Source organism: Virgibacillus sp. GM2-2 (assembly GCF_055329585.1).
The window spans coordinates 1-23471 of record NZ_JBUZWC010000002.1 but is presented as its reverse complement, the minus strand read 5'-3'; the positions used below and the strand labels follow the sequence as shown (position 1 = coordinate 23471).

At 36.5% G+C, this 23471-nt stretch carries 21 protein-coding genes; 3 read left to right on the top strand and 18 right to left on the bottom strand.

The features are described 5' to 3' along the window. Positions 1-9: 9 nt before the first annotated feature. Complete coding sequence (locus tag ACY9Z2_RS03845; RefSeq protein WP_463608299.1) at positions 10-462, bottom strand: MarR family winged helix-turn-helix transcriptional regulator; 453 nt, start codon at positions 460-462, stop codon at positions 10-12. Positions 463-569: 107 nt separating this feature from the next. Beyond that, positions 570-2075, bottom strand: a complete 1506-nt coding sequence (locus ACY9Z2_RS03840; RefSeq protein WP_463608298.1) for a potassium/proton antiporter — start codon at positions 2073-2075, stop codon at positions 570-572. A gap of 190 nt (positions 2076-2265) precedes the next feature. On the opposite strand from ACY9Z2_RS03840, the gene ACY9Z2_RS03835 reads away from it, so the two are divergent. Then, a complete protein-coding gene (locus ACY9Z2_RS03835) occupies positions 2266-2490 on the top strand; it encodes a helix-turn-helix domain-containing protein (protein WP_089531918.1) in 225 nt (74 codons plus the stop codon). Between the two features lie 391 nt (positions 2491-2881). Here the strand turns inward: ACY9Z2_RS03835 and ACY9Z2_RS03830 are convergent, their stop codons facing one another. From ACY9Z2_RS03830 to ACY9Z2_RS03815, 4 genes are all read right to left on the bottom strand, one after another. Continuing rightward, a complete protein-coding gene (locus ACY9Z2_RS03830; RefSeq protein ID WP_463608297.1) occupies positions 2882-3325 on the bottom strand; it encodes an acyl-CoA thioesterase in 444 nt (147 codons plus the stop codon). Positions 3326-3504: 179 nt separating this feature from the next. Further along, complete coding sequence (sdhB, locus tag ACY9Z2_RS03825; RefSeq protein ID WP_463608296.1) at positions 3505-4269, bottom strand: succinate dehydrogenase iron-sulfur subunit; 765 nt, start codon at positions 4267-4269, stop codon at positions 3505-3507. A gap of 17 nt (positions 4270-4286) precedes the next feature. Beyond that, entirely contained in the window at positions 4287-6038 is a 1752-nt protein-coding gene (sdhA, locus tag ACY9Z2_RS03820) for a succinate dehydrogenase flavoprotein subunit (protein ID WP_463608295.1), read from the bottom strand. 31 nt (positions 6039-6069) lie between these two features. Further along, positions 6070-6690, bottom strand: a complete 621-nt coding sequence (locus ACY9Z2_RS03815) for a succinate dehydrogenase cytochrome b558 subunit (RefSeq protein WP_463608294.1) — start codon at positions 6688-6690, stop codon at positions 6070-6072. Between the two features lie 393 nt (positions 6691-7083). Here ACY9Z2_RS03815 and ACY9Z2_RS03810 point away from each other — a divergent pair, with 393 nt between their 5' ends. Further along, positions 7084-7521, top strand: a complete 438-nt coding sequence (locus ACY9Z2_RS03810) for a YslB family protein (RefSeq protein WP_463608293.1) — start codon at positions 7084-7086, stop codon at positions 7519-7521. Positions 7522-7626: 105 nt separating this feature from the next. On the opposite strand, the gene uvrC is transcribed toward ACY9Z2_RS03810, so the two are convergent. From uvrC to zapA, 12 genes are all read right to left on the bottom strand, one after another. After that, positions 7627-9402 (bottom strand): excinuclease ABC subunit UvrC, encoded by a 1776-nt coding sequence (gene uvrC / locus ACY9Z2_RS03805; protein ID WP_463608292.1) that lies wholly within the window; start codon positions 9400-9402, stop codon positions 7627-7629. A gap of 312 nt (positions 9403-9714) precedes the next feature. Next, positions 9715-10029 (bottom strand): thioredoxin, encoded by a 315-nt coding sequence (gene trxA, locus ACY9Z2_RS03800; RefSeq protein WP_463608291.1) that lies wholly within the window; start codon positions 10027-10029, stop codon positions 9715-9717. Positions 10030-10175: 146 nt separating this feature from the next. Continuing rightward, positions 10176-11147: an electron transfer flavoprotein subunit alpha/FixB family protein gene (locus ACY9Z2_RS03795; RefSeq protein ID WP_463608290.1), complete on the bottom strand. Its 972-nt coding sequence runs from the start codon at positions 11145-11147 to the stop codon at positions 10176-10178. Between the two features lie 28 nt (positions 11148-11175). Continuing rightward, on the bottom strand, positions 11176-11949 hold the full coding sequence (locus ACY9Z2_RS03790) for an electron transfer flavoprotein subunit beta/FixA family protein (RefSeq protein ID WP_463608289.1): 774 nt from the start codon (positions 11947-11949) through the stop codon (positions 11176-11178). Between the two features lie 213 nt (positions 11950-12162). After that, entirely contained in the window at positions 12163-12936 is a 774-nt protein-coding gene (locus ACY9Z2_RS03785) for an enoyl-CoA hydratase (RefSeq protein ID WP_463608288.1), read from the bottom strand. Positions 12937-12951: 15 nt separating this feature from the next. Beyond that, positions 12952-13539, bottom strand: a complete 588-nt coding sequence (gene fadR, locus ACY9Z2_RS03780; RefSeq protein WP_463608287.1) for a fatty acid metabolism transcriptional regulator FadR — start codon at positions 13537-13539, stop codon at positions 12952-12954. A gap of 221 nt (positions 13540-13760) precedes the next feature. Then, positions 13761-15455 carry an AMP-binding protein gene (locus ACY9Z2_RS03775; protein ID WP_463608286.1) on the bottom strand — a complete coding sequence of 565 codons (1695 nt, stop codon included), beginning with the start codon at positions 15453-15455 and terminating at the stop codon, positions 13761-13763. Between the two features lie 651 nt (positions 15456-16106). Continuing rightward, complete coding sequence (locus ACY9Z2_RS03770; protein WP_463608285.1) at positions 16107-16514, bottom strand: DUF350 domain-containing protein; 408 nt, start codon at positions 16512-16514, stop codon at positions 16107-16109. Between the two features lie 25 nt (positions 16515-16539). Next, complete coding sequence (locus ACY9Z2_RS03765) at positions 16540-18885, bottom strand: endonuclease MutS2 (protein WP_463608284.1); 2346 nt, start codon at positions 18883-18885, stop codon at positions 16540-16542. Positions 18886-19069: 184 nt separating this feature from the next. Further along, entirely contained in the window at positions 19070-20788 is a 1719-nt protein-coding gene (polX, locus tag ACY9Z2_RS03760; RefSeq protein ID WP_463608283.1) for a DNA polymerase/3'-5' exonuclease PolX, read from the bottom strand. Between the two features lie 125 nt (positions 20789-20913). Then, the gene (locus tag ACY9Z2_RS03755) at positions 20914-21471 is read right to left on the bottom strand and encodes a CvpA family protein (RefSeq protein WP_463608282.1); all 558 of its coding nucleotides are present in this window, start codon (positions 21469-21471) and stop codon (positions 20914-20916) included. Between the two features lie 3 nt (positions 21472-21474). Then, entirely contained in the window at positions 21475-21735 is a 261-nt protein-coding gene (gene zapA / locus ACY9Z2_RS03750) for a cell division protein ZapA (RefSeq protein ID WP_463608281.1), read from the bottom strand. A 144-nt stretch (positions 21736-21879) separates the two neighbouring features. On the opposite strand from zapA, the gene rnhC reads away from it, so the two are divergent. Beyond that, positions 21880-22812: a ribonuclease HIII gene (gene rnhC / locus ACY9Z2_RS03745; RefSeq protein ID WP_463608280.1), complete on the top strand. Its 933-nt coding sequence runs from the start codon at positions 21880-21882 to the stop codon at positions 22810-22812. Positions 22813-23471 lie beyond the last annotated feature (659 nt).

Here is a 23471-nt window from a genome sequence, read left to right as displayed (position 1 = left end):
TCTAAGTTGTTATTTTTCTTGCACACATTTCATTTGCTCGTGTAAAAAAGCGAGTAATTTATTTAATGTTTCTGTTTCTTCAACCGAAAAGTTGGATAACACTTCGCCTAAATATTCTTGTCGCTTTTTAATTACTTCGTGAATAATTGTATTTCCTTTTTCCAATACATGAATTCGAACAACACGGCGGTCGTTCTGATCCCTAACACGTTCGACAAGATCATTTTTCTCCATCCTGTCAACCAAGTCAGTTGTAGTACTAAACGCTAACCCAGTTTTATTAGATAACTCACCTATAGTTAAATCCCCTTCTTCCAACAACCACTGTAATGCTATAAACTGTGGTGAGGTTATGGGATAGTTATTTAAAATTTTGCGGCCATTTTGTTTGATTATGCCAGCTATATATCGAAGTTTTTTTTCTGTATCCGCAATAGCTGCACTAGATATGCTTTTTTCCAAGTGGGTTACCCTCCCGTAAATTCATGAATCTAATAGTATCGTAACATAATTGTGATAAACACTTTACATTAGTCCTTACTGATAACTATAGAACTTCTACATCAGTACTAAATAATAGTTTCACCACTTGTTAATTCTCCTTCATGGTCTCTTTCAAGTATTTCTTTTAATTTCTTTTTACTATTTCGAGAAACGAGTACATAAAGTGTATCACTTTCTTTTATAGCTGTCTGGCCATTTGGAGTTATGATTTTCCCATCTCTTATTATAGCATTTATTAATGTGTTATCTGGTAAAATTAATTCTTCCAATGTCTGGCCAATAATATGATTATTCTCTGTTACGTAATATTCGACCATTTCTACATTTGTTTTACCGATTGAAATAAGTTCCAATGAGTGAATTGGTTTTGTCTTTTCCTTTCCCTCTAATCCTAATAACCTTGCAATATACGTAATGGTTGACCCCTGCACTAATGTAGATGTCAAGACTACGAAAAATACTGCATTGAAGATGATTTGGCTATTCTCAATCCCGGCAAGCATCGGAAATACAGCCAAAACAATTGGTACAGCTCCACGTAGACCTGCCCAGGATAGAAATATCTTTTCTTTAACATTATATTCTGATCTTACTAAATTGATAAAAACAGCAACTGGCCGAGCGACCAATATTAAGATCACAGATATTAATAAACCATTAATAATATTTTTTAAGGTAAATAGTTCCGTTGGAAACACAAACAACCCAAGAATGACGAACATAACAATTTGCGCCATCCAAGCAAATCCTTCGTTAAACCGCATAATAGAATGGCGATAGGTCAAATCCGAATTACCAATAACCAATGCTGCTATATATACCGCCAGTAGTCCACTTGCGTCTAATAATGAGGTAATACTATATGTCAAGAATGCAAACGCGATCCCAAATAAAGGATACAATCCACTGGAATCAAGATTAATTCGATTTATTGATACGCTCCCTATCTTACCAATAATCAACCCTAGTACTAGCCCAAGCCCCATTTGCCAGAAAAACGTACCTATGAGTGGCAAAATACCAGATTCAATCTGTGTAATAAGTTGAATAACGGAAAGCGTTAAAAACATAGCCATTGGATCGTTTGTTCCAGACTCCGCTTCCAGGGTCGCCTTAACATTTCCTGTAATATTTTTTCCTTTTAACACGGAAAACACTGCAGCTGCATCTGTTGAACCTACAATTGATCCAACGAGAAATGCCTCTAACCAGGTAATATCGAGGATATATTTTGATGCAATGCCGACGAGGAGAGAAGTAACTAAGACTCCTAACGTTGCTAAAATAGTGGCAGAAGGTAATACTGGTTTAATTGTTGTCCATTTCGTTTGTAAACCACCTTCGAAAAGGATTATAACTAACGCAAATACACCAATGAGTTGTGCAATTGCTGCATTATCAAAGTATATAAAATTTAGCCCATCACTTCCAACTAACATTCCAACACCTATGAATAGAACGAGGGAAGGAACACCAAGTCGAGTTGAAAACTTCGTAACAAGTACACTTATGACTAATAACAGTGCAACTAACAGTATGAATTGATTTGATTCCAAAATTTCATGAATCATGCGAAACCCCCAATAAAGTCATTGTTATACACTAATTATAGCAAAAAAATCAAAGTTCATTATAATAATAGGATTAGTACATATTACACTGAAAATTGTGTGCACTGATTATTACAGGATTCATAAGCTATAATGACTAAATAATTTCCCTTCGTTATACAGCTTTATGTCAGCAAGGAGGGGTTAACATTTGAAGGACAACGACTACAAACCAAAGCAATTATTAACAAAAAGGGAAAAAGAGGTCTTCGAATTACTCGTACAAGACAAAACAACTAAAGAAATTGCCCAGGAATTGTTTATTTCTGAAAAAACTGTCCGAAATCACATTTCAAATGCTATGCAAAAGTTAGGAGTCAAAGGGCGATCACAGGCTGTATTAGAGCTTATTCGCATGGGTGAATTAAAGCTCTAAAAAAAACCGACTATCACTAATGGTAGTCGGTTTTTGTTGATTCTTTTAACATTTTTCCTGAAACCTTTATACGTGAACAGCATTTGCAATTTTACTACTAAGAAATTTGAATTAAACGGACACCAGATTCCCTATTCCTGCAAAAATGAGGAAAATGCCCCTGTTCGCGGACACAGGATTCCTTATTAGGCGAATTCAGAATAAAATCACTCACATTTTGCTAGATAACGCATCGTGGGTCCTTTTGCCCTAAAAAAAGCCCCAAAATTTTAAAATAAGGAATCCTGTGTCCGCTACTGAACATTCACAGACTCTAATATTCCCGTTAGTCTGGATCCCAATTTTTCGTTTTTATGTGACAATACTTTTTCATAAAACAGCCGCTGTATATTTAAATAGACCGCAAATTATCCTTCATCTTCTCACTAAGTGAGACTGGTCTTCCTGTTTTTGGATTAATGTAAACTAATCTTCCTCTTCCGGTTAAACAAAGCGTATCATCTTGGTTAATTCCCATATAATGTACATCAATCGATGTATTGCCTATATAGTTCACTTTTACATATACATCTAATCTGTCGTTAAAAAAGATCTGATGATGATAATCACACTGCAGATCTGCAGCTACTGGTATTCCATCTTCAGCGTTTGTTTCGTCAAATGAACCTATTGATTTCAAAAATTCAATCCTAGCTTCTTCAAAATAGATAAAGGGTGAGACATTGTTTACATGACCAAACATATCTGTTTCTGAAAATCGAATTTTAATAGGTGTAGAGAACGTAAATGATTCCCTCCAGGCATTCAAATCTTCAATATATGAAATCTTTTTCACTATGTACAACTCCTACTCTTTTTGAAAAACCCGACATACACATCGTCCAATATAGCGTAAGCCGAGGTTTTTCTTATACTGTAATCCTTAAAATTCTATATTTACTTACAGTGCAAATGAAAAATGACCCTACCCATGACGATTGGGTAGGGCCATTTCTATCACTATCACTTTTAATGTTAATGTGCATTGTCACTGCCAAAGAAATTTTTAAATGCTTGAATATTTGTTGCTCTATTCATTGCTGCAATTGATGTTGTTAAAGGAATTCCTTTTGGACATACTTCCACACAATTTTGTGCATTACCACATCCAGAAATACCTCCATCTTGCATAAGACCCTCTAAACGGTCACTTGCGTTCATTTCTCCTGTTGGATGTGCGTTAAACAAACGCGCTTGAGAAAGTGCTGCTGGTCCAATAAAGTCGGATTTATCGTTTACGTTCGGACACGCCTCCAGACAAACACCACATGTCATACACTTAGACAACTCATATGCCCATTGACGTTTTTTCTCAGGCATACGTGGTCCTGGTCCTAATTCATATGTACCATCAATCGGTACCCAACCTTTAATTTGTTTCAGTGCATCAAACATTTGTTCACGGTCAATAATTAAATCACGTACTACTGGGAATGTTGCCATTGGTTCTAGGCGAATCGGTTGTTCCAATTGATCAACCAAAGCAGCACACGATTGACGGGCAGTACCGTTGATAACCATGGAACAAGCTCCACAAACCTCTTCTAAGCAGTTCATATCCCAATATACAGGTGATGTTTTTTCCCCATTTGCATTTACAGGGTTTTGTCGTATCTCCATTAACCCAGAAATAACATTCATATTTTTTTTATAAGGTACATGAAATGTTTCCTTATAAGGAGCAGAATCTGGGCTGTCTTGTCGAGTTATTATAAACGTAACTGTTTTTTGTTCAGCCATTTTTCTCTTTCTCCCCTCTAATGTTTTTTAGAATAGTCTCGTAATCTTGGTTCTATTAGGGATGTATCAACTTCCTCATAGGATAGATCTGGACTATTTGTTTCTTTATTAAATACTGCAACCGTTGTCTTTAAGAAATCCTCGTCATTACGTTCAGGGAAATCTGGCTTATAGTGTGCTCCTCGGCTTTCGTTACGATTTAGTGCACCTAGTGTAATGACACGAGCTAAATGTAACATGTTTTGCAATTGACGAGTGAACATAACACCTTGATTACTCCAACGTGAAGTATCATTAATGTTAATATTTTCCCAACGCTTTAGAAGTTCTTGAATCTTCTCGTCTGTTTTCTCTAACCTATCATTGTAACGTACAACTGTTACGTTGTCTGTCATCCATTCACCAAGCTCTTTATGAATCTGATAAGCGTTTTCTTCGCCGTCCATTTTCATAAGCTCTTCAAATTTATCTTGTTCTTCTTTTTGTCTTCTTTCAAAAAGCTCAGGTGATAGATCTTCTACATGTGTATCCAGTTCATCGATGTACTTAATTGCATTTGGTCCCGCAACAGCGCCACCGTAAATTGCAGATAATAATGAATTAGCTCCTAGACGGTTTCCACCATGCTGTGAATAGTCACATTCACCACATGCAAAGATTCCTGGAATACTTGTCATTTGATCATAATCTACCCAAAGTCCGCCCATTGAATAATGTACAGCAGGGAAAATTTTCATTGGTACTTTACGTGGATCTTCACCAACAAACTTTTCATAAATCTCAATAATACCACCAAGTTTAACATCCAATTCCTTAGGATCCTTGTGAGACAAATCGAGATAAACCATATTTTCTCCGTTAATCCCAAGCTTTTGATTTACACAGACATCAAAAATTTCTCGAGTCGCAATATCACGTGTAACTAGGTTTCCGTAAGCAGGATATTTTTCCTCTAAGAAATACCAAGGTTCCCCGTCTTTGTATGTCCAAACACGGCCACCTTCACCACGTGCAGATTCACTCATTAAGCGAAGTTTATCATCACCTGGAATTGCTGTTGGATGTATTTGAATAAATTCACCATTTGCATATTTAGCACCTTGTTGATATAAAATACTTGCAGCAGAACCTGTATTAATCATGGAGTTAGTTGATTTACCAAATATAATACCAGGACCGCCAGTAGACATAATGGTTGCATCAGATGCAAAAGATTTTATCTCGTGTGTCTTAATATTTTGAGCGACAATTCCTTTTCCAACACCATCATCATCGAGGATTGCTCCAAGGAATTCCCAACCTTCATATTTCGTTACTAATCCTTCCACTTCGTAACGTCGAACTTGTTCATCTAGTGCATATAACAGTTGTTGTCCTGTAGTAGCACCTGCATAGGCAGTACGATGAACAGCGGTCCCACCAAAACGACGGAAGTCCAGTAATCCTTCAGGTGTACGGTTAAACATTACACCCATACGATCTAACATATTAATGATACCTGGTGCTGCTTCACACATAGCTTTTACTGGTGGTTGATTAGCAAGAAAATCGCCACCGTATACCGTATCGTCAAAGTGCAACCAAGGAGAATCTCCCTCACCTTTTGTATTTACTGCACCGTTTATACCACCCTGGGCACAAACAGAGTGAGAACGTTTTACAGGTACGATTGAAAACAGGTCAACATTCACACCCGCTTCAGCTGCTTTAATTGTTGCCATAAGTCCAGCAAGTCCGCCACCTACAACAACAACTTTTTTGTTACTCATTGTATATACTCACTCCCTCTCAAGTTAAAACTTATACGCCATAAGCAAATGCGATAATTGCTCTTACACCAACATAGCTTAAAGCCAAAAATACTAATAACGTTGCATATGTAGCAATTTTTTGTGATCTAGGTGACTGTGTAATTCCCCATGATACTAGGAAACTCCATAACCCATTTGCAAAGTGGAAAGTTGTAGAAATAACCCCTACAATATAGAACCAAAACATAAACGGATTATCAAGAATACCTTCCATCAATGAGAAGTTAACTTCAGCATTACCTAAAGCAATTTGTACACGTGTTTCCCAAACATGCCACGCAATAAAAATTAACGTAATAATACCCGTTATACGTTGTAGATAAAACATCCAGTTACGGAAAAATCCGTATCGTTGTACATTGTTTTTTGCAACAAAAACAATATATACCCCTAAAATTGCATGAAACAAAATTGGAAGATAAATAATCACTGTTTCTAATAACAATTTAAATGGTAAGCTGTGTAATACACCTGCTGCTTTATTAAAGCTTTCTGCGCCATAGGCAGCAAAATGATTCACAATTAGATGTTGTGTCAGGAAAACCCCTATCGGAATGACACCTAAAAGTGAATGTAATCTGCGATAATTAAATTCGCTACGTCCTGCCATGTGTTACCCCCCTCAGTAGAAAATATGTAGTAATAGCACAAATTCTTTAACATTAAATTAATTTTTCAGCATTAGCTATTCCCTATAATCGACCGTTAATGTACAATTTGTGACATATTTATTGTACTTCTATCTCTGAAAAGCGTCAAGAAAACGAACCATTTATTTTTCATACAGGTCTAATTGTTCAAATCGAAAAAATATCGGATGATTACTTGCACATTAAAAGGAATATATAGATAATAATACTAGCAATCTATTCCTTACTTTTTTGTTTTTAACGCATTAGAAAACTTGGCTTATCGCCAAGCCTTGATGGCGAAAGCCTTAGTTACACTTATGCAGTAAGAAAGGATTTATACTTTCTTACCTGCCAATGAAAGGATGACATCAATGTCAAAAAATCAACAGGTATATCCAACTTCACTTTTAGAAGAACTACACACATCCGGAGCTGGATATGATGTGTTACGTTATATTAGTTTACCTGAACTACTAGGTAGAGAATCCGATACATTATTGTACTTTATGGGAAGAAACCTTGCGAGAAAATTAAACTTCGATACATTAGAAGATATTTATAGCATATTTGAGAAACTTGGATGGGGTAAGTTAGAAGTATTAAAAAATAAGCGTAAAGAAATATTATTTAGTCTAATGTCTGATTCAGTAGTAAAGCGTCTCACTGCACCATTTGAAGCAGATTTTCGACTTGAAGCTGGATTTTTAGCTGAAGCAATTCAACAGTTAAAAGAAACGGAAGCAGAATGTACAGAGGAAGTAAACAAAAAGATAATGCAGGTTGAATTCTCGGTTCTTTTCACGAATTAAGAGGTTATCCAAAAAAGAGTTATCCCCCATTACAACTGTATCAATAAAATGATAGACAGTATTTTGTAATTAATGTGGCGATAACTCTTTTGGACAGTCTCTTTTTTATTTACTATTTAAATGATCCAAAATTAATTTTGCTGTATCCTTTGGAATTCCAAGTTTTCTAATGTCTTCAATGGATTTATTTTTTATCTCTTCAATGGATTTAAAATGAGTCAATAACAATCTTCGTCTTTTTTCGCCCACACCTGGAATTTTATCTAATTCAGATTGAAATAAGCTTTTTCCTCGCAATTGGCGATGAAATGTGATGGCAAAGCGGTGAACTTCATCCTGAATTCGTTGGATCAAATAAAATTCCTGTGACTTTCTGGATAAGTCAACTACGGATGGCGGACTTCCATACAAAAGTTCACTTGTTTTGTGTTTATCATCCTTCGCTAATCCGCACAACGGAATATCTAGACCCAATTCATTCTCTAATACATCTAAAGCTGCACTCATTTGTCCTTTAGAACCATCTACCATTATCAAATCTGGTAGTGGTAAATTTTCCTTTAAAACTCGAGTGTATCGCCGTCTTATTACTTCACGCATCGTATCGTAATCATCAGGTCCCTTTACATCCTTCACTTTATATTTTCTATATTCTTTTTTATTTGGCCTACCATCAATAAATACGACCATTGCAGAGACTGGATCTGTACCTTGTATATTAGAGTTGTCGAAGGCCTCGATGCGATGTGGTACCTCTATATTTAACTTCTCACCTAGATTTTCAACAGCCTTGATTGTCCGTTCTTCATCAATTTCGATAATAGAAAATTTTTCTTCTAACGCAATTTGTGCATTTTTCATTGCTAAATTTACAAGTTCTTTTTTTCGCCCTCTGTAAGGTATAGTCACATCTATTTCTAGTAGTTCTTTTAGAAGATCTGCATCAGCTCCAATAGGTAACAGAACTTGTTTTGGTTTTGGATGGTGTTGGTGTAAATAAAATCGTCCAATATAACTAATAAATGTTTCCTCTGGATCATCAAAGAAAGGAAAAATTGCAACATCTCGTTCGATTAATTTTCCTTGTCTGATGAAAAATACTTGTATACACATCCAGCCTTTATCGTAGCTATATCCAAATATATCTCGATTGATTTGATCTTTTAACGTCATTTTTTGTTGCTCCATTACTGCTTCAATATGTTGAATTTGATCACGCAGTTCTTTTGCACGTTCAAAGTCTAAGTCTTCACTGGCTTGGTACATCTTTTCCTGAATGTCTTTTTTAATTTCTTTATGTCCACCATTTAAAAACGAAGAGATACTTTGTACAATTGAACGGTTCGTATCTTCTGAGACTGGATAAACACAGGGTGCTAAACATTGTTTCATATGATAATAAAGGCAGACTCGATCTGGCATTTTATTACACTTTCTGAGAGGATATAGTCGATCGAGTAATTTTTTAGTTTCCCGAGCAGCTATTACGTTTGGATATGGGCCGAAGTACTTTCCCTTGTCCTTTTTAACTTTGCGCACAACTAATAGTCTCGGATGTCGTTCAGCAGTAATTTTTAAATAAGGATATGACTTGTCGTCTTTTAATAACACGTTATATTTAGGATCGTGTTTTTTTATTAAATTCATTTCTAATATGAGTGCCTCAATTTCAGATGTCGTAACGATATATTCAAAATCCTGTATTTCTGATACTAGTCGCTGTGTTTTCCGATCATTTGCACCAATGAAATAAGATTTCACTCTATTTCGTAATGCTTTCGATTTTCCAACATAAATAATGCTATTATGTTTATCTTTCATTAAATAACATCCAGGCTGCATGGGAAGTACAGCTAATTTTTCTTTTATTGTTTGATTCATTTTAGATTCATCCTCTATAAACACTTAGTGAATCGATAAGATGTATTTATTAGAAATTGCTCGGCATTCGCCTCGTCCTTAATAGCGAGTGCCGGAGTTTTTCTTATAAGGTCTACCATAACTTATGCTTTCTGACGTTATTAGAAAACTTGGCTTATCGCCAAGCCCTTTATGGCGAAAGCCTTAGTTACACTTATGCAGTCAGAAAAGATTTATACTTTCTTACCTGCGAAAATAATCCCTTGTCACAACATGCAACAAGGGATTGCTCTTTTTATTATAACAATGCTTACTATCAATTAAAATGAATGGTTAAGCATGTTTATTAATTAGCTCAACTAACGCCTCTTTTGGCTGAAATCCAACTACTTGATCCACAACATTTCCATCTTTGAAAAGTAATAACGTTGGAATACTCATTACACCATACTTACCAGCTGTTTCTTGATTTTCATCAACGTCGAGCTTTACGATTTGAACTTTTTCTTCCATTTCTCCATCTATTTCTTCTAGGACAGGTGCAATCATTTTACATGGTCCACACCAAGGTGCCCAAAAATCAGCTAAAACTAATCCTTCAGCTGTTTCTTTTGCGAAGTTTTGATCTGATACATTTACAATTGCCATTATAATTCCTCCTCTAGTCAAGCATTTAATCTACAATGAGTATACCATCCGTTAGTATAACCTAGCTAATATCCTGCTTATTCTTTTTATTACTCACTTGAGTAGAGCTTGATCAAACTTATTGATCAAGCTCTACTCATTTCAACTTATTTCATTTTCTTAATTTCTTCTATAAGCATTGGTACTACTTCAAACAAGTCACCAACAATACCATAATCTGCAACATTAAAGATGTTTGCTTCCGGATCTTTATTAATTGCAACAATAACTTTTGAGTTGGACATTCCTGCTAAATGTTGAATAGCTCCCGAGATACCGACTGCAATATATAAATCTGGTGTTACTACTTTACCTGTTTGACCAATTTGTAAGGAATAGTCACAATAATCGGCATCACATGCACCACGTGAAGCGCCAACTGCACCACCTAGCACATCAGCAAGTTCTTGTAGAGGTTTAAAACCTTCTTCGCTCTTCACTCCACGTCCACCAGCTACAATTACTTTTGCTTCAGATAAGTCTATTCCTTCAGATGCCTTGCGGATAACCTCTTTGATTACTGTACGAATATCAGTAATATCAAGATCTTTCGAAGAAATGTCACCTGAACGTGATTCATCACGATCTAGGGCTGCAATATTGTTAGGTCGGATTGTAGCGAATGTAATACCACTTGTTATCATCTTTTTCTCAAACGCTTTACCAGAATAAATAGGTCGAGTAAAGATTGCTTTTCCATCTTTAACTTCTATATCCGTAGCATCGGAAATTAGACCTGTTTCCAATTTAGATGCAATCTTTGGCGTTAAATCTTTTCCAATTGCTGTATGTCCCATAATAATACTAGCAGGCTCTTCATCAGATATAACAGCCATTACTGCTTGACCGTACCCTTCAGATGTATACGTTTTCAGATTATCGTGTTGAACAGTCACTACACGGTCTGCCCCATAATAAATCATTTCTTGTGCTTGATTTTGAAGATCTTCGTCACCACAGATGACTCCGACAACTTCTCCATTTTCATTTATTTTTTTTGCTGCTGCAATTGCTTCAAATGTTACGTTACGTAAAGAACCATCTCTTGATTCACCAATAACTAATAATTTATCGCTCACGAAAGTTTCTCCTTTCCTCTATGAAGGTTTATAATACTTTAGATTCTGTTTTTAATAATGAAACCAATTCTTTTACTTGATCTTCTAATTCTCCCTCAAGTACCTTACCAGCTTCTTTTTCTGGTGGAAGATAGATATCGACTGTTTTTGTTTTTGCTTCTAGTTCATCTTCATCTAGATCAAGATCATCTATTTCTAATTCTTCAAGTGGTTTTTTCTTTGCTTTCATGATTCCTGGAAGTGATGGGTAACGTGGTTCGTTTAAACCTTGCTGACATGTAACTAGTACAGGTAAGCTAGTTTCTACTTTTTCTACGTCACCTTCAACATCTTTATCAATGTTTACCGTATCACCATCAATTGTAAGGCTTGTAATTGTAGTTACAAATGGAATTCCCATGCGTTCTGCTAATCTAGGACCAACTTGACCACTTGCTTCATCAATTGCAACATTACCAGCTAAAATTAGATCAACATCTTTTTCTTCAAAATATGCTTCAAGAATTTTAGCAGTTGTGAATTGATCTCCTTCTTCAAGATCGTCTTCTGTATTAATTAATACTGCCTTATCTGCCCCCATAGCAAGAGCTGTACGTAATTGTTTTTCTGAATCTTCGTCACCGACAGTCACAACAGTAACTTCGCCACCATGCTCGTCACGTTGTTTTATTGCTTCTTCGACTGCGTATTCGTCATATGGATTAATGATAAATTCTGCACCATCATCCTCAATTTGCCCATTTGATACAGCAATTTTCTCTTCTGTGTCAAATGTCTTCTTTAACAAAACATAAATGTTCATGTGATTTCCTCCTTAATCTACTTGTCTAGTATGTGGGTATCCCCAAGTGCTTTTCTTGTCCAGCAATGGCTCCTAGGCCTTTGCTTTTCTTGTCTAGCTACGGCTCCTAGCGCCTAGCAAATAGGTAGTCAGGATGAACGTAGGGAAAATGCTCCTACTTTTCACCTGCCTATCTATTTGTACGCCGCTAAACAGTCGCCTTCGCTTTTCTTTTTACTTATCTTGGAAGTTTGGTTTCCGCTTTTCAAGAAACGCTTGGATTCCTTCTTTGGCATCCTCAGATCCAAATACTTTTCCAAATGCTTTAGCTTCTTCCAATGCCCCATCATTTAACTTATCTGATTTCGCAAAAGGAATCAAGCGCATTACATGATTAATTGTTGGTTTACTTTTTGAAGCAATTTTTTCTGCTAGTTTCATAGCTTCATCGAAAATTGCATCATCTGGCACAACCCGATTTGCTAGTCCATAATCCGCAGCTTCTTTTCCTGTAATTGGTGTGCCACTGAGAAGCATTTCATACGCTCTAGCCGCACCAATGTAATTCGGAAGTCGCTGTGTACCAGAAAATCCTGGAATAATGCCTAATGTCAACTCCGGCAACCCTAGTTTAGCGCTTTCAGTTACCAAGCGAATGTGACATGACATTGCTAATTCAAGCCCTCCTCCTAAGGCTGCACCATGAATCGCAGCTATGACAGGAATAGAAAGTCCCTCAATCCGATCAAAAACAAGCTGACCATTTCGAGATAATGCTTCGTAATCAGATGCTTCCTGAAGATCAGTGAATTCTTTAATATCAGCCCCAGCTGAGAAAAATTTACCTTCTCCTTTTAATACTACTGCTTTAATGTCAGGATCACGTTCAATCTCATCCAAATGCTTATCAATATCTTTTATCAGTGTACTGGACAATGCATTTGCAGGTGGCTTTTGAATGGTTAATATTGCTACATGGTTCTTTTTTTCATAAGCTATAGTTGCCACGTTCATCCTCCTCTACTATTCTCTAACAGATAGTCCGTTAATAATTAATGCGTGTACTGCAGGTGCTTGTGCGAGTAAATCATATCGCTGTTCATTCATAACCCAGTTTGTAACCACCTCATCTAAGGTGCCAAAAATCATTTGACGTACTAACGGCAGATTTAAATCTCCCCGAAAGCTTTTTTCATCAATTCCTTCTTGTATGATGTGATCTATTTCTGCTAAATAGGGTTTAAGTACTTTATTAATTTGTAATCGTAATTCACTATTCGACTGCCTAAGTTCGAGTTGCGTTACAATCGCTAAATAATGATTTTCAACTAGCTGGCGAAAATGCATCTCAATTAGTGTAAGAAGTTTTTCACTAGCACCTTGTTTTTCATTTGTACTTTGTTTAATCTGTTCGACAAACTGTCCCATTTTCACTTCGAAAAGTGAAACGAGTATATCTTCTTTATTTTTAAAATAAAGATAGATCGTTCCATCTGCAACCCCAGCTTTTTTAGCAATCTTGGAAACTTGTGATGCATGATAACCGTTTTCCGCAATTACTTGCACAGCAGCCTCTATAATTTGGTTATATTTTGGTTTATTTCGTTTCATTTAAGTCATTCCCCTTAGCAAAGACCGTAGCCGCAAACTGAATGAATGGTCATTCATATTTTATTGTACCGAGGCATTCCATTTATGTCAATCCATATATAGCTTGTACATTTATTGTAATAAAAAACTTGGCTTTACGCCAGCAATAACGGCGAAAGCCTTAATTGTAAGGAAACAATTATCTATATAGTTTAAATCGTCGTGTCGTAAAGCCGTAATTCTTAAACAGTTTTGGTGGATTGTTGTAATTTTTCTTTTTCTTCATCGATAAGTGAACGACGTAGTATTTTCCCAACAGCAGTTTTTGGTAATTCATCTCTAAACTCATAAATTCGTGGCACCTTGAACGCAGCCAGGTTTTCACGGCAGTAGCTATTCAACTCTTCTTCCGTCAGTTTAGACCCAGATTTTAACACTACGTACGCTTTTACTGTCTCACCGCGATAAGGATCTGGTATCCCAGCCACAACCGCTTCCTGTATTGCTTCATGTTCGTACAATACTTCTTCTATTTCTCTCGGGTATATATTGTAACCACCAGCTATAATCATGTCCTTCTTTCGGTCTACAATATAGAAATAACCGTTTTCATCCATGTACCCCAAATCCCCAGTAAATAACCAGCCATCTTTCAGGACATTATCCGTTTCGTCCTGATTGTTCCAATACCCCTTCATAATCTGTGGTCCCTTGACAACTATTTCTCCCACTTCTCCAACAGGGTTTTCCTCCATCGTACCGGTTTGAAAAATTTTGCAATCCGTATCCGGCCATGGTACGCCAATACTACCATTCACTCGATTCTCCCAAACAAAATTTGAATGTGTCACTGGGGATGATTCTGTTAATCCGTAGCCTTCTACTAATCTACCTCCTGTAATTCGTTCAAATTGTTCTTGCACTTCAATTGGTAGTGGGGCTGAGCCACTTATACACGCTTCAATTGATGATAAATCGTATTTTTTGAGATTTGGATGGTTCAGTAACCCAACATAAATTGTTGGCGCTCCAGGGAAAAGTGTAGGTTTCTGTTTTTGAATTGTTTTCAATACATCCTCTACCTCGAACTTCGGTAACAATATCATTTTTGAACCTTGCATAATAGACATATTCATAACAGTCGTCATTCCATATACATGGAAAAACGGTAATATACCTAAAACGGTTTCTCCACCTTCTCGGGTCTTATACAACCACGCTTTACTCATTTGTACATTTGCTACAAGGTTATAATGGGTTAGCATAACACCCTTTGGATGACCTGTTGTTCCACCGGTGTATTGAAGTAACGCTAAATCTTCTTTTGCGTCCACTTCTACTGGCTGATAGTTTGTAGTTGAATGTTCTTGTATGGTATTCCAAACATGCGTTTCGTCAGATTGTTCCACCTTTACTACCATGTTGTATTGCTTTTTTTGGATAAAGGGATAAATTAAATTTTTCGGGAAGGGGAGATAGTCTTTAATTCCAGTAACAATAGTATGCTTGATTGCAGTATTACCTTTAACATTCGTCACTCTTGGCAATAGAATATCTAAGCAAACGATAAATGTAGCACCAGAATCATTTAATTGGTATTCTAGTTCCCGTTCCATATACAATGGATTGGTTTGCACAACTATTCCGCCGGCCATTAGTGAAGCATAATAACTAATCACCGCTTGTGGACAGTTTGGTAGCATGATAGCTACACGATCTCCTTTTTCTAATCCTAGCGATTGGAAATAACATGCTAACTTTTTTGCTTGTGTAAAGAGTTCATCAAATGTTAGTTCCTTCCCCAAAAAATGAAGCGCTTTCTTTTCTTTGTAAATTTTCGCATTTTCAACAAGAAACTGATGTAGAGGCTTTGTATCGTAATCAATACTAGTGGGAATTTCCTTTGGATAGTGGGCATGCCAAACACGTTCTTCCATTATTTTCTCCTCCTTTATATCTATGTATATTCATTATACCGACTAATTTGTATTTTTTGAAATCTTATTTTTAAATTTTACACATTTTTTTGTCTTTTTGATATGTATTTGAAGTAAATTGCGAACTAATGAAAATTCATACTTATGGTAACAGCAACGTTGATTTCCGCTGCGGGCAAGGCTAGTGAAGTAACGTACAGGAAAGATTGCATGCAGGAAGTCAGCTAGCGGACACACGATCCCTTATTTGGGTAAAATAAGGGTAAATGCGGTTCTTATCGGACTCAGGATTCCTTATTTGGGTAAAAACAGTTAAAAATCATGTTTTTTAGCTGAATAAGGAATCGTGTGTCCGTTAACCCTCAAAATAAAGGTAAGTAAGGTAAATAAGGAACCCTCAGTCCGATACCAAGCAGTCGCTAGCCCCCTGCTTACTTCGCACTTTACGGGTATTGTTACAAGACAACAACCTATCAAAAAATTAAATAAGAATCTCGACATTATATTTTAAAAACCTAAAAAAATAGCCCTCACCATGTAAAAATGGTAAAGACTATTTTTTATTTAGCTAAGTATACAATTCCTACAACTGCAAATATAATTGCCACTACAATTAAAACCTTTGCTAATGTCTCCATTTAATTTTCGCTCCTAACCAATACTTGCACCAATCACAAACGCAACACCCACTGAAATCAACATCGAAATAAACCCGACTGCTAGGTTCCCATTACCTATTTCTTCATCAACTTTGATCTTTGGTGTTAAAAATTCAAAAATAAAATAACTTAGTAACAATAAAATGAAGCCAAATATTCCCCATCCCACACTCTCAAGAATGGTATCGTTATGCTCAATCGAATAGCGGAATATGGTAGCAATCCCAAATATCTTACCACCAGTCGCCATGGCAACTGCAAAATTACCTTTTTTAATTTCGTCCCAGTTTTTATAGGATGTTACCAACTCAAATACAGCTAAAAATAGTACTGTACATAGTATTATCACACTTAACCTGGCTGGTATTTCAACGTAAGTGATCTCCCAAAAGCTATCCATTGTATTTGTCCATCTCCTTAACGCATTACTTCAGTTCTATAATTGTTACGCCACTTCCACCCTCACCACTGATTCCTGGGCGGATACTCGCAATTCTTGAATGATTTTTCGCTAGATCTTGTACACCTTTTCTAAGTGCTCCCGTCCCTTTTCCATGTATGATCGAAACTTTGTGGTAATTGGCAAGAATTACATCATCAATATATTTTTCTAACCGCAAAATAGCATCTTCATAACGTTCTCCACGCAAATCAAGTTCGGGATGAACATGATAACTCGACCCTTTTACTGTTGCCAATGGCTTTTCTGTAAACTCTTTCTTTTCGCTGATAAACTGAAGGTCTTTACGCTTTACTTTTACTTTCATAATTCCGACTTGCACCATATATTCATTGGCACTTATTTTTTCCAATACAGTACCTTGTTGATTGACGGTTAATAATTTTATGGTATCGCCTGAATTTAAATCTTTTGCTTTTTTGGATGAAGCTTGTTGATTATCAATCTGCTTTTCAGAAGATAAGTTGGGTTTAGCATCGTCCAGCATTTTTTTGGCTTCAATCCATTTGTGCTCCTTTATTGATGCATCTGTTTTCATTTTTCTTATTTCATCAATGATAAGCTCTGCTTCTTCTCGTGCATCCTGCAATGCCTTATTCGCTTTTTCTTCTGCCTTTTTATAAAGCATTTCTCGTTTATCCTCGAACGCTTTCCATTGCACCTCAAGATCTCGTTTTAACTTTTCCGTTTCAAGCATCGTTTGGTGTGCAGCTTCATAGTCTTTTTCTGATTGACGCTTTGATTTCTCAAGTGAAGCAATCATATTTTCTACACTTTTTGAATCGACACCGATAAGACCTTTGGCATTGCTAATTATCGATTCATTTAGTCCCAAGCGTTTGGAAATTTCAAATGCATTACTTCGACCAGGAACACCTAGTAGAAGTCGATACGTTGGTCTCAATGACTCTACATTGAATTCAACTGAAGCGTTCACAACATTTTCTCTGTTATATCCATATGCTTTGAGTTCAGGATAATGTGTTGTTGCTATAACACGTGCACCTCGTTCGATTACCTCATCCAAAATTGACATCGCAAGAGCTGCCCCTTCTTGCGGATCAGTTCCTGCTCCTAACTCATCAAACAAAACTAATGATTGGTAATCAACTTTTTTCATGATGTCGACGATATTTGTCATATGTGATGAAAATGTACTAAGATTTTGTTCGATCGACTGTTCGTCACCAATATCAGCAAACACTTCATTAAAAACAGCCATTTCACAACCATCGTGGGCTGGAACCTGAAGACCAGATTGTGCCATCAACGTGCAGAGTCCGACCATTTTTAATGTAACGGTTTTTCCTCCAGTATTCGGGCCAGTGATTACAATGGAAGTATAGTCTTCGCCAATTTCGATATCATTCGGTACAACTTCTTCTATTGGAATTAATGGATGTCTTGCCTGTTGCATCTTGATGATACCTTTATCATTCATCTTCGGCATGGATGCTTTCATGGATTGGCCTAGTTTTGCTCTAGCAAACATAAAATCTATTTTGCTGAGAACCTCTACATTCTCCATTATAAACAATTCTTCTTCAGCAATTTTCTGTGTCAGTTCACGTAAAATCCGTTCCACTTCATGCTTTTCTTTTACATAGGATTCCTGTAGTTGGTTGTTTAAATCTACTACCGATTTAGGTTCCATGAATAATGTTGCACCAGATGCTGATTGATCATGAACAATACCACCAATTGATCCGCGATATTCCTGTTTAACAGGTAATACATAGCGTTCGTTACGGATCGTTACAATCGGATCAGAAAGCATTGCGCTTTTTGTTCTCGTATAACCATCAAGTTTTTCTCGTACCCTGCTTTCAAAAGTACGGATTGACGATCGTATACTCTTCAATTTCGTTGAGGCACTATCCATTACATGCCCATGGTCATCAATACTGCTTTTTATTTGTTGCTCCAATTCTCGTAGTGGTTCAATTCGTTCCACTAGTTCTTTTAAGATTGGTAATTCCTCTTCAAGTTTTTGAATAAAGTTTTTGACTTGGCGACCGCCATAAATGGTGTTCGCAACATCCAAGCATTCACTAGTATCTAAAACACCACCAATAACGCTTCGCTTAATACTAGCACGTATGTCTGTTATTCCGCCCAATGGAATAGCCAAATTCAACCGAACAATTTGGGCAGCCTCATCAGTTTCCCTTTGCATCTCTAAAACACCGTCTAGACTAGTAAGCGGTTTAAGCTGCGATGCCCTATTCTTACCAAGACTAGAAGCCGCATGTGAACTGAGTTGGTCAATTATTTTATTAAATTCTAATACACGAAGAATTCGATCATTCATATTACTTACTCCTTTATAGTGTGTTCAAAAAGGAGGATAAAAAGGACCGAGAATTTCGAGGCAGCGTAGCTTTGAGTAACGAAACGTATGCTTTTAATACGTGAGTAACGGAAAAGCAAGCTAACGAAGAAATTCGACGTGTCACTTTTACCGGACTTTTTGAACATCCTCTTATACGAAAAAACTACCTTTTTTGTTTCATAAATTGCATTAATTTATCCTTTGGCCACGTGTTTATAACGGTATTCCTTTCAATCCAACCACGACGTGCCATCCCAACACCATGCTTCATATGCTCAAGCATTTGATAACTATGTGCATCGGTATTTATAACAATATTAACATCATTTTCCTGTGCTTTTCTTGCCCATTCTGCGGAAATATCTAACCTATTAGGATTAGCATTAATTTCAAGTGCCGTACCTGTTTCCTTTGCACGAGCAATAAGCTTTTCCATATTAACAGGATATCCTGACCTTCTCCCAATTAGTCTACCAGTTGGATGAGCAATAAACGTTACATACGGATTTTCCATGGCATTTTCTAACCGTTTCATTATTTTTTCTTCTGGTTGATTAAAGCTAGAATGGATTGCTCCAATTACAAAATCTAATTCTTGCAAAAATTCATTATCGAAATCAAGCTTACCGTCAGGCAAAATATCCATTTCAACACCTGCAAAAACATGGATATCGTTATATTTACTTTTTACGCGTTCTATCTCCTCACGTTGGCGTCGCAGTTTGTCTTCATCCAGTCCATTTGCTACCCGCAAAAATTTCGAGTGATCCGTAATAGCGATGTATTCATAATTAAGTTGTCTCGCTTGGTTAACCATTTCTTCTAACGATTGCGCACCATCACTCCATGTTGTATGCATGTGAAGGTCTCCGCGTATATCCGCTAACTCTAGTAATGACATTTCATCTGTGAAGTCCACCATTTCACCTTGGTTCTCTCGAATTTCAGGTGGAATATATGGAAGTCCAAAATGAGTAAAAAATTCGCTTTCTTTGGAAAATGTAACGATTTCATTGCTTTCATCAATCGTTATACCATATTCATTTATTTTTTCACCACGTTTTTTGGCTAGCTGGCGCATCGCTACATTATGGTCCTTTGAGCCAGTAAAATGATGTAGTGTTGTAACAAATTCACTCGGATCCACTATTCGAAAATCAACGTTTATATCATATACATCATCGATTATTACAGATACCTTTGTGTCGCCTTTTGCTATTACATCTTTAATATTTCCCATTTTAAGTAAAGCATCTCGCACATCATTAGGTTTCGTAGAGGCAATAATGAAATCAATATCTTTAATTGTTTCACGCATACGACGTAAACTTCCAGCCCTTGAAAAACGTTCAATTTCATTAATTGTTGCTAAAAACGATTCAATTTTTTCTGCAATTGGTAACATCATAGCAATTGGCAATCGTTCAGGACGGCTGTTCGCTTCTTTCAATGCTTGCAGTATTTTTTCGGCTGTTTTCTTCCCAAAACCAGCAAGCTTTTCCACTTCGCCCGATTCACATGCTGTTTTTAACGATTCTGCATCTGTTACACCAAGCTCTTGATAGAGCTTCGCTAGCTTTTTACCACCGAGCCCAGGCAAATTAAGAAGTGGGACCAATCCTTGGGGAACCTCTTTCTCTAGCTGCTCCAATGCCTCTGATCTCTCATTTTCGATAAATTCAACGATAACCGAGCTAGTACCCTTTCCAATCCCTTTTATCTTCGTAAAGTCATCTATTTCGGAAAGCGATCGATCATCTTGTTCAAGCGCCATCGCTGCTTTTCGATAAGCAGAAGTTTTAAATGCATTTTCACCTTTTAACTCCAGATATATTGCGATTTTCTCTAATAGCTTTAATACGTCTTTTTTATTCACAGTCATTTTTTGCACCTCACTAACACTTGTACTGTTTTCAGTGAAAAAGCTGATCCGAACTAGGTTATATACATTGTACAGTTGTAACAAATGTATTTCTACCTATTAAGAATCAGCACTTTTCCAAATTGCTATTTAGTTTGAATCAAACCTTGAACATGCGTAAACCAAAGTTCTCTTATTTTTTCAGAAAATAACGGGGTATTCTCGATAATAAATAAAGCAATACCTGAATCATTAACCCATGCTTGAATAGTAGGTAGAGGGGTTAACGCAAGAATGTATAAAACAATAAATAGAATTAAATATATCTCAATGAATCCTAAAATTGCTCCAAGAATCTTATTAACAGAGTGTAACAATGGTAACTCCGCAACAAAATCTAGCATGGACGCGATGATTTGCAAGACAATTTTTACTGCAAAAAAGATTATCGCAAAAGCAACAGCGTTATAAAAGGCTGTTTCCAACGGAAGATTTTGTAGAAAATTAGCCCAAGCACTTTTGTCAGGAAGTTCCGGATAAGGTACCCACAACGCCAAACGTGAAGCTAATTTATCATAGTATAAAACCGCAACAATAAATGCCGCAATAAAACCTATTAGATGGAACAGTTGTAAAATAAAACCACGTTTTAATCCCATCAAAAATCCAAAAATTAATAAAAGTAATAAGATAATATCAACCATACATTAGTCCTCTTTCTTTTTCATTGTTCCTAACAGTGTAGCGTATTCTTCTTTTAATTTAAGATAGTCACTCATTGTATTTACAGCAGTTAAAACTGCCAACCTAGTAGTTTCTAATGATGTATTCATCTTTTGTATTTCATTCATTTTTTGATCGACAAGACTCGCCACTAAACGCACATGTCGCTCGTCTTCATTCCCAACAATGGTATAAGATTTATTATGTATTTCAACAGTAGTTCGCGTTTTATCATGCTGGGTCACACGATTGCCCCCTTATGTAAAAATAATACACTTTATCTTAACATGAACCCAGCCATTTAGGAAAGCATTCGACAATGTCCTACATTCCATTGCGGCGTGATTTTTGCTATAGTTTGAATATGAATTAGAATGGAGTGTTGGACTTTGTCACAGGAAATACATACGTTTTCTATTGAGAAAATTAATAAAATGAAAGAACACTATAAGGAATCGATCACAAACATCCCACAAGGAGCCATCTTCCGGGCAAAAACTTCTAATGGTGTTATTACGGCATATAAATCTGGAAAAGTCATGTTCCAAGGAAAGGGAGCAGAGTTTGAATCAATAAAGTGGATTGACGAATATGTAGAAAAATCACAACAAACGAAAGAAGTACCGAAGTCAAAACATCAGTTTACACCACCACAAAACATTTATCAGTTGTCACATATTGGCTCTGATGAAGCGGGTACAGGTGATTATTTTGGTCCAATGACAGTAGCAGCGGTTTATGTGAAAAAGGAAGAAATCGAATTGCTGAAGAAACTTGGCGTAAAGGATTCAAAAAATCTAACTGACGTAACAATTAGACGTCTATCTAAGGAAATATTAAATCTAGACATAACGTATTCCTTACTTGTCTTAAGAAACCCCAAATATAATGCTCTAAAAGCTCGCGGATGGTCACAAGGAAAGATGAAAGCTATGCTTCACCACCATGCAATCGGAAATGTAATCAAAAATGTTGCAGAAGATGCATTTGAAGGAATCGTTATCGATCAATTTTGTGAACCTGGATTATACAATAAATATATTGCGAGTGAAAAAGAAAAAAGTGCTCCAAAAACATATTTCATTACGAAAGCTGAGAGTTATTCCATCGCTGTTGCAGCAGCTTCCATTATTGCAAGAACAAGTTTTTTAAAGGAAATGGATAATTTATCAGAGGAAATGGGGATAACCTTGCCCAAAGGGGCTTCTAAACAGGTTGATCAAACGATAGCAAAGATTATGAATCAAAAAGGTGAAAAAGCACTGAATGCTTGTGCAAAAACTCATTTTGTGAATACTAAAAAAGCCGAAGCCTACCTCTAATACTTCTTGAACGTTATGCTGTATTAATATACAGATGAACAAATCATGGAATAAATGGATTTAAAATGGCATTACTAGCCGAATCATAAGGTTTACTAGCCAAATTGAAGAATTACAAGCCAAATAATAAAAATACTGTCCGAATAGCATGAAATACAAGCCAGGCAAAACTTAGCTAACAAAAATAGTACCTGAATTTCCTTTTCTTAATAAACGAAGGAAATTCAGGTACTAATTATTTAGGCTATTTTCTTAGAATTGCAAAAACTACTGCGAACTAGACATAGTGGCCAGGCACTGCTGGATAACGGACACAGAAGCCCTTATTATAACTTTTTAGGCGTGTTTTATGGGTTTAGCGGACTGAGGATACCTTATTTAGGTAAAAACAGGTTGAAAACAGGCTTTTTTTACTAAATAAGGTCTTCTGTGTCCGCAAACAAGCCCATTTACCCAAATTTTGTTCAAATAAGGGCTCTAGTGTCCGCTAATTTTAATTTTTCTACTAGTAGTCTTTCTCACATTAATAAGTTTTTCTTAATATTCGTAAACTGCGAACTAATGAATTTCATGTTTAGGGTACCAGCAACGTTGATTTCCGCTACGGGCAGTCGCGCACCTTAGGGCGGCTGGTGAGCCTCCTTGCCCCGGCAAGGGGT

Coding starts and splice junctions, on each gene's coding strand:
- ACY9Z2_RS03840 (WP_463608298.1), bottom strand. CDS start 2,075: ATGATTCATGAAATTTTGGAATCAAATCAATTCATACTGTTAGTTGCA.
- sdhB (WP_463608296.1), bottom strand. CDS start 4,269: ATGGCTGAACAAAAAACAGTTACGTTTATAATAACTCGACAAGACAGC.
- sdhA (WP_463608295.1), bottom strand. CDS start 6,038: ATGAGTAACAAAAAAGTTGTTGTTGTAGGTGGCGGACTTGCTGGACTT.
- ACY9Z2_RS03815 (WP_463608294.1), bottom strand. CDS start 6,690: ATGGCAGGACGTAGCGAATTTAATTATCGCAGATTACATTCACTTTTA.
- ACY9Z2_RS03810 (WP_463608293.1), top strand. CDS start 7,084: ATGTCAAAAAATCAACAGGTATATCCAACTTCACTTTTAGAAGAACTA.
- uvrC (WP_463608292.1), bottom strand. CDS start 9,402: ATGAATCAAACAATAAAAGAAAAATTAGCTGTACTTCCCATGCAGCCT.
- trxA (WP_463608291.1), bottom strand. CDS start 10,029: ATGGCAATTGTAAATGTATCAGATCAAAACTTCGCAAAAGAAACAGCT.
- ACY9Z2_RS03790 (WP_463608289.1), bottom strand. CDS start 11,949: ATGAACATTTATGTTTTGTTAAAGAAGACATTTGACACAGAAGAGAAA.
- fadR (WP_463608287.1), bottom strand. CDS start 13,539: ATGAAACGAAATAAACCAAAATATAACCAAATTATAGAGGCTGCTGTG.
- ACY9Z2_RS03775 (WP_463608286.1), bottom strand. CDS start 15,455: ATGGAAGAACGTGTTTGGCATGCCCACTATCCAAAGGAAATTCCCACT.
- ACY9Z2_RS03770 (WP_463608285.1), bottom strand. CDS start 16,514: ATGGATAGCTTTTGGGAGATCACTTACGTTGAAATACCAGCCAGGTTA.
- ACY9Z2_RS03765 (WP_463608284.1), bottom strand. CDS start 18,885: ATGAATGATCGAATTCTTCGTGTATTAGAATTTAATAAAATAATTGAC.
- polX (WP_463608283.1), bottom strand. CDS start 20,788: ATGACTGTGAATAAAAAAGACGTATTAAAGCTATTAGAGAAAATCGCA.
- ACY9Z2_RS03755 (WP_463608282.1), bottom strand. CDS start 21,471: ATGGTTGATATTATCTTATTACTTTTATTAATTTTTGGATTTTTGATG.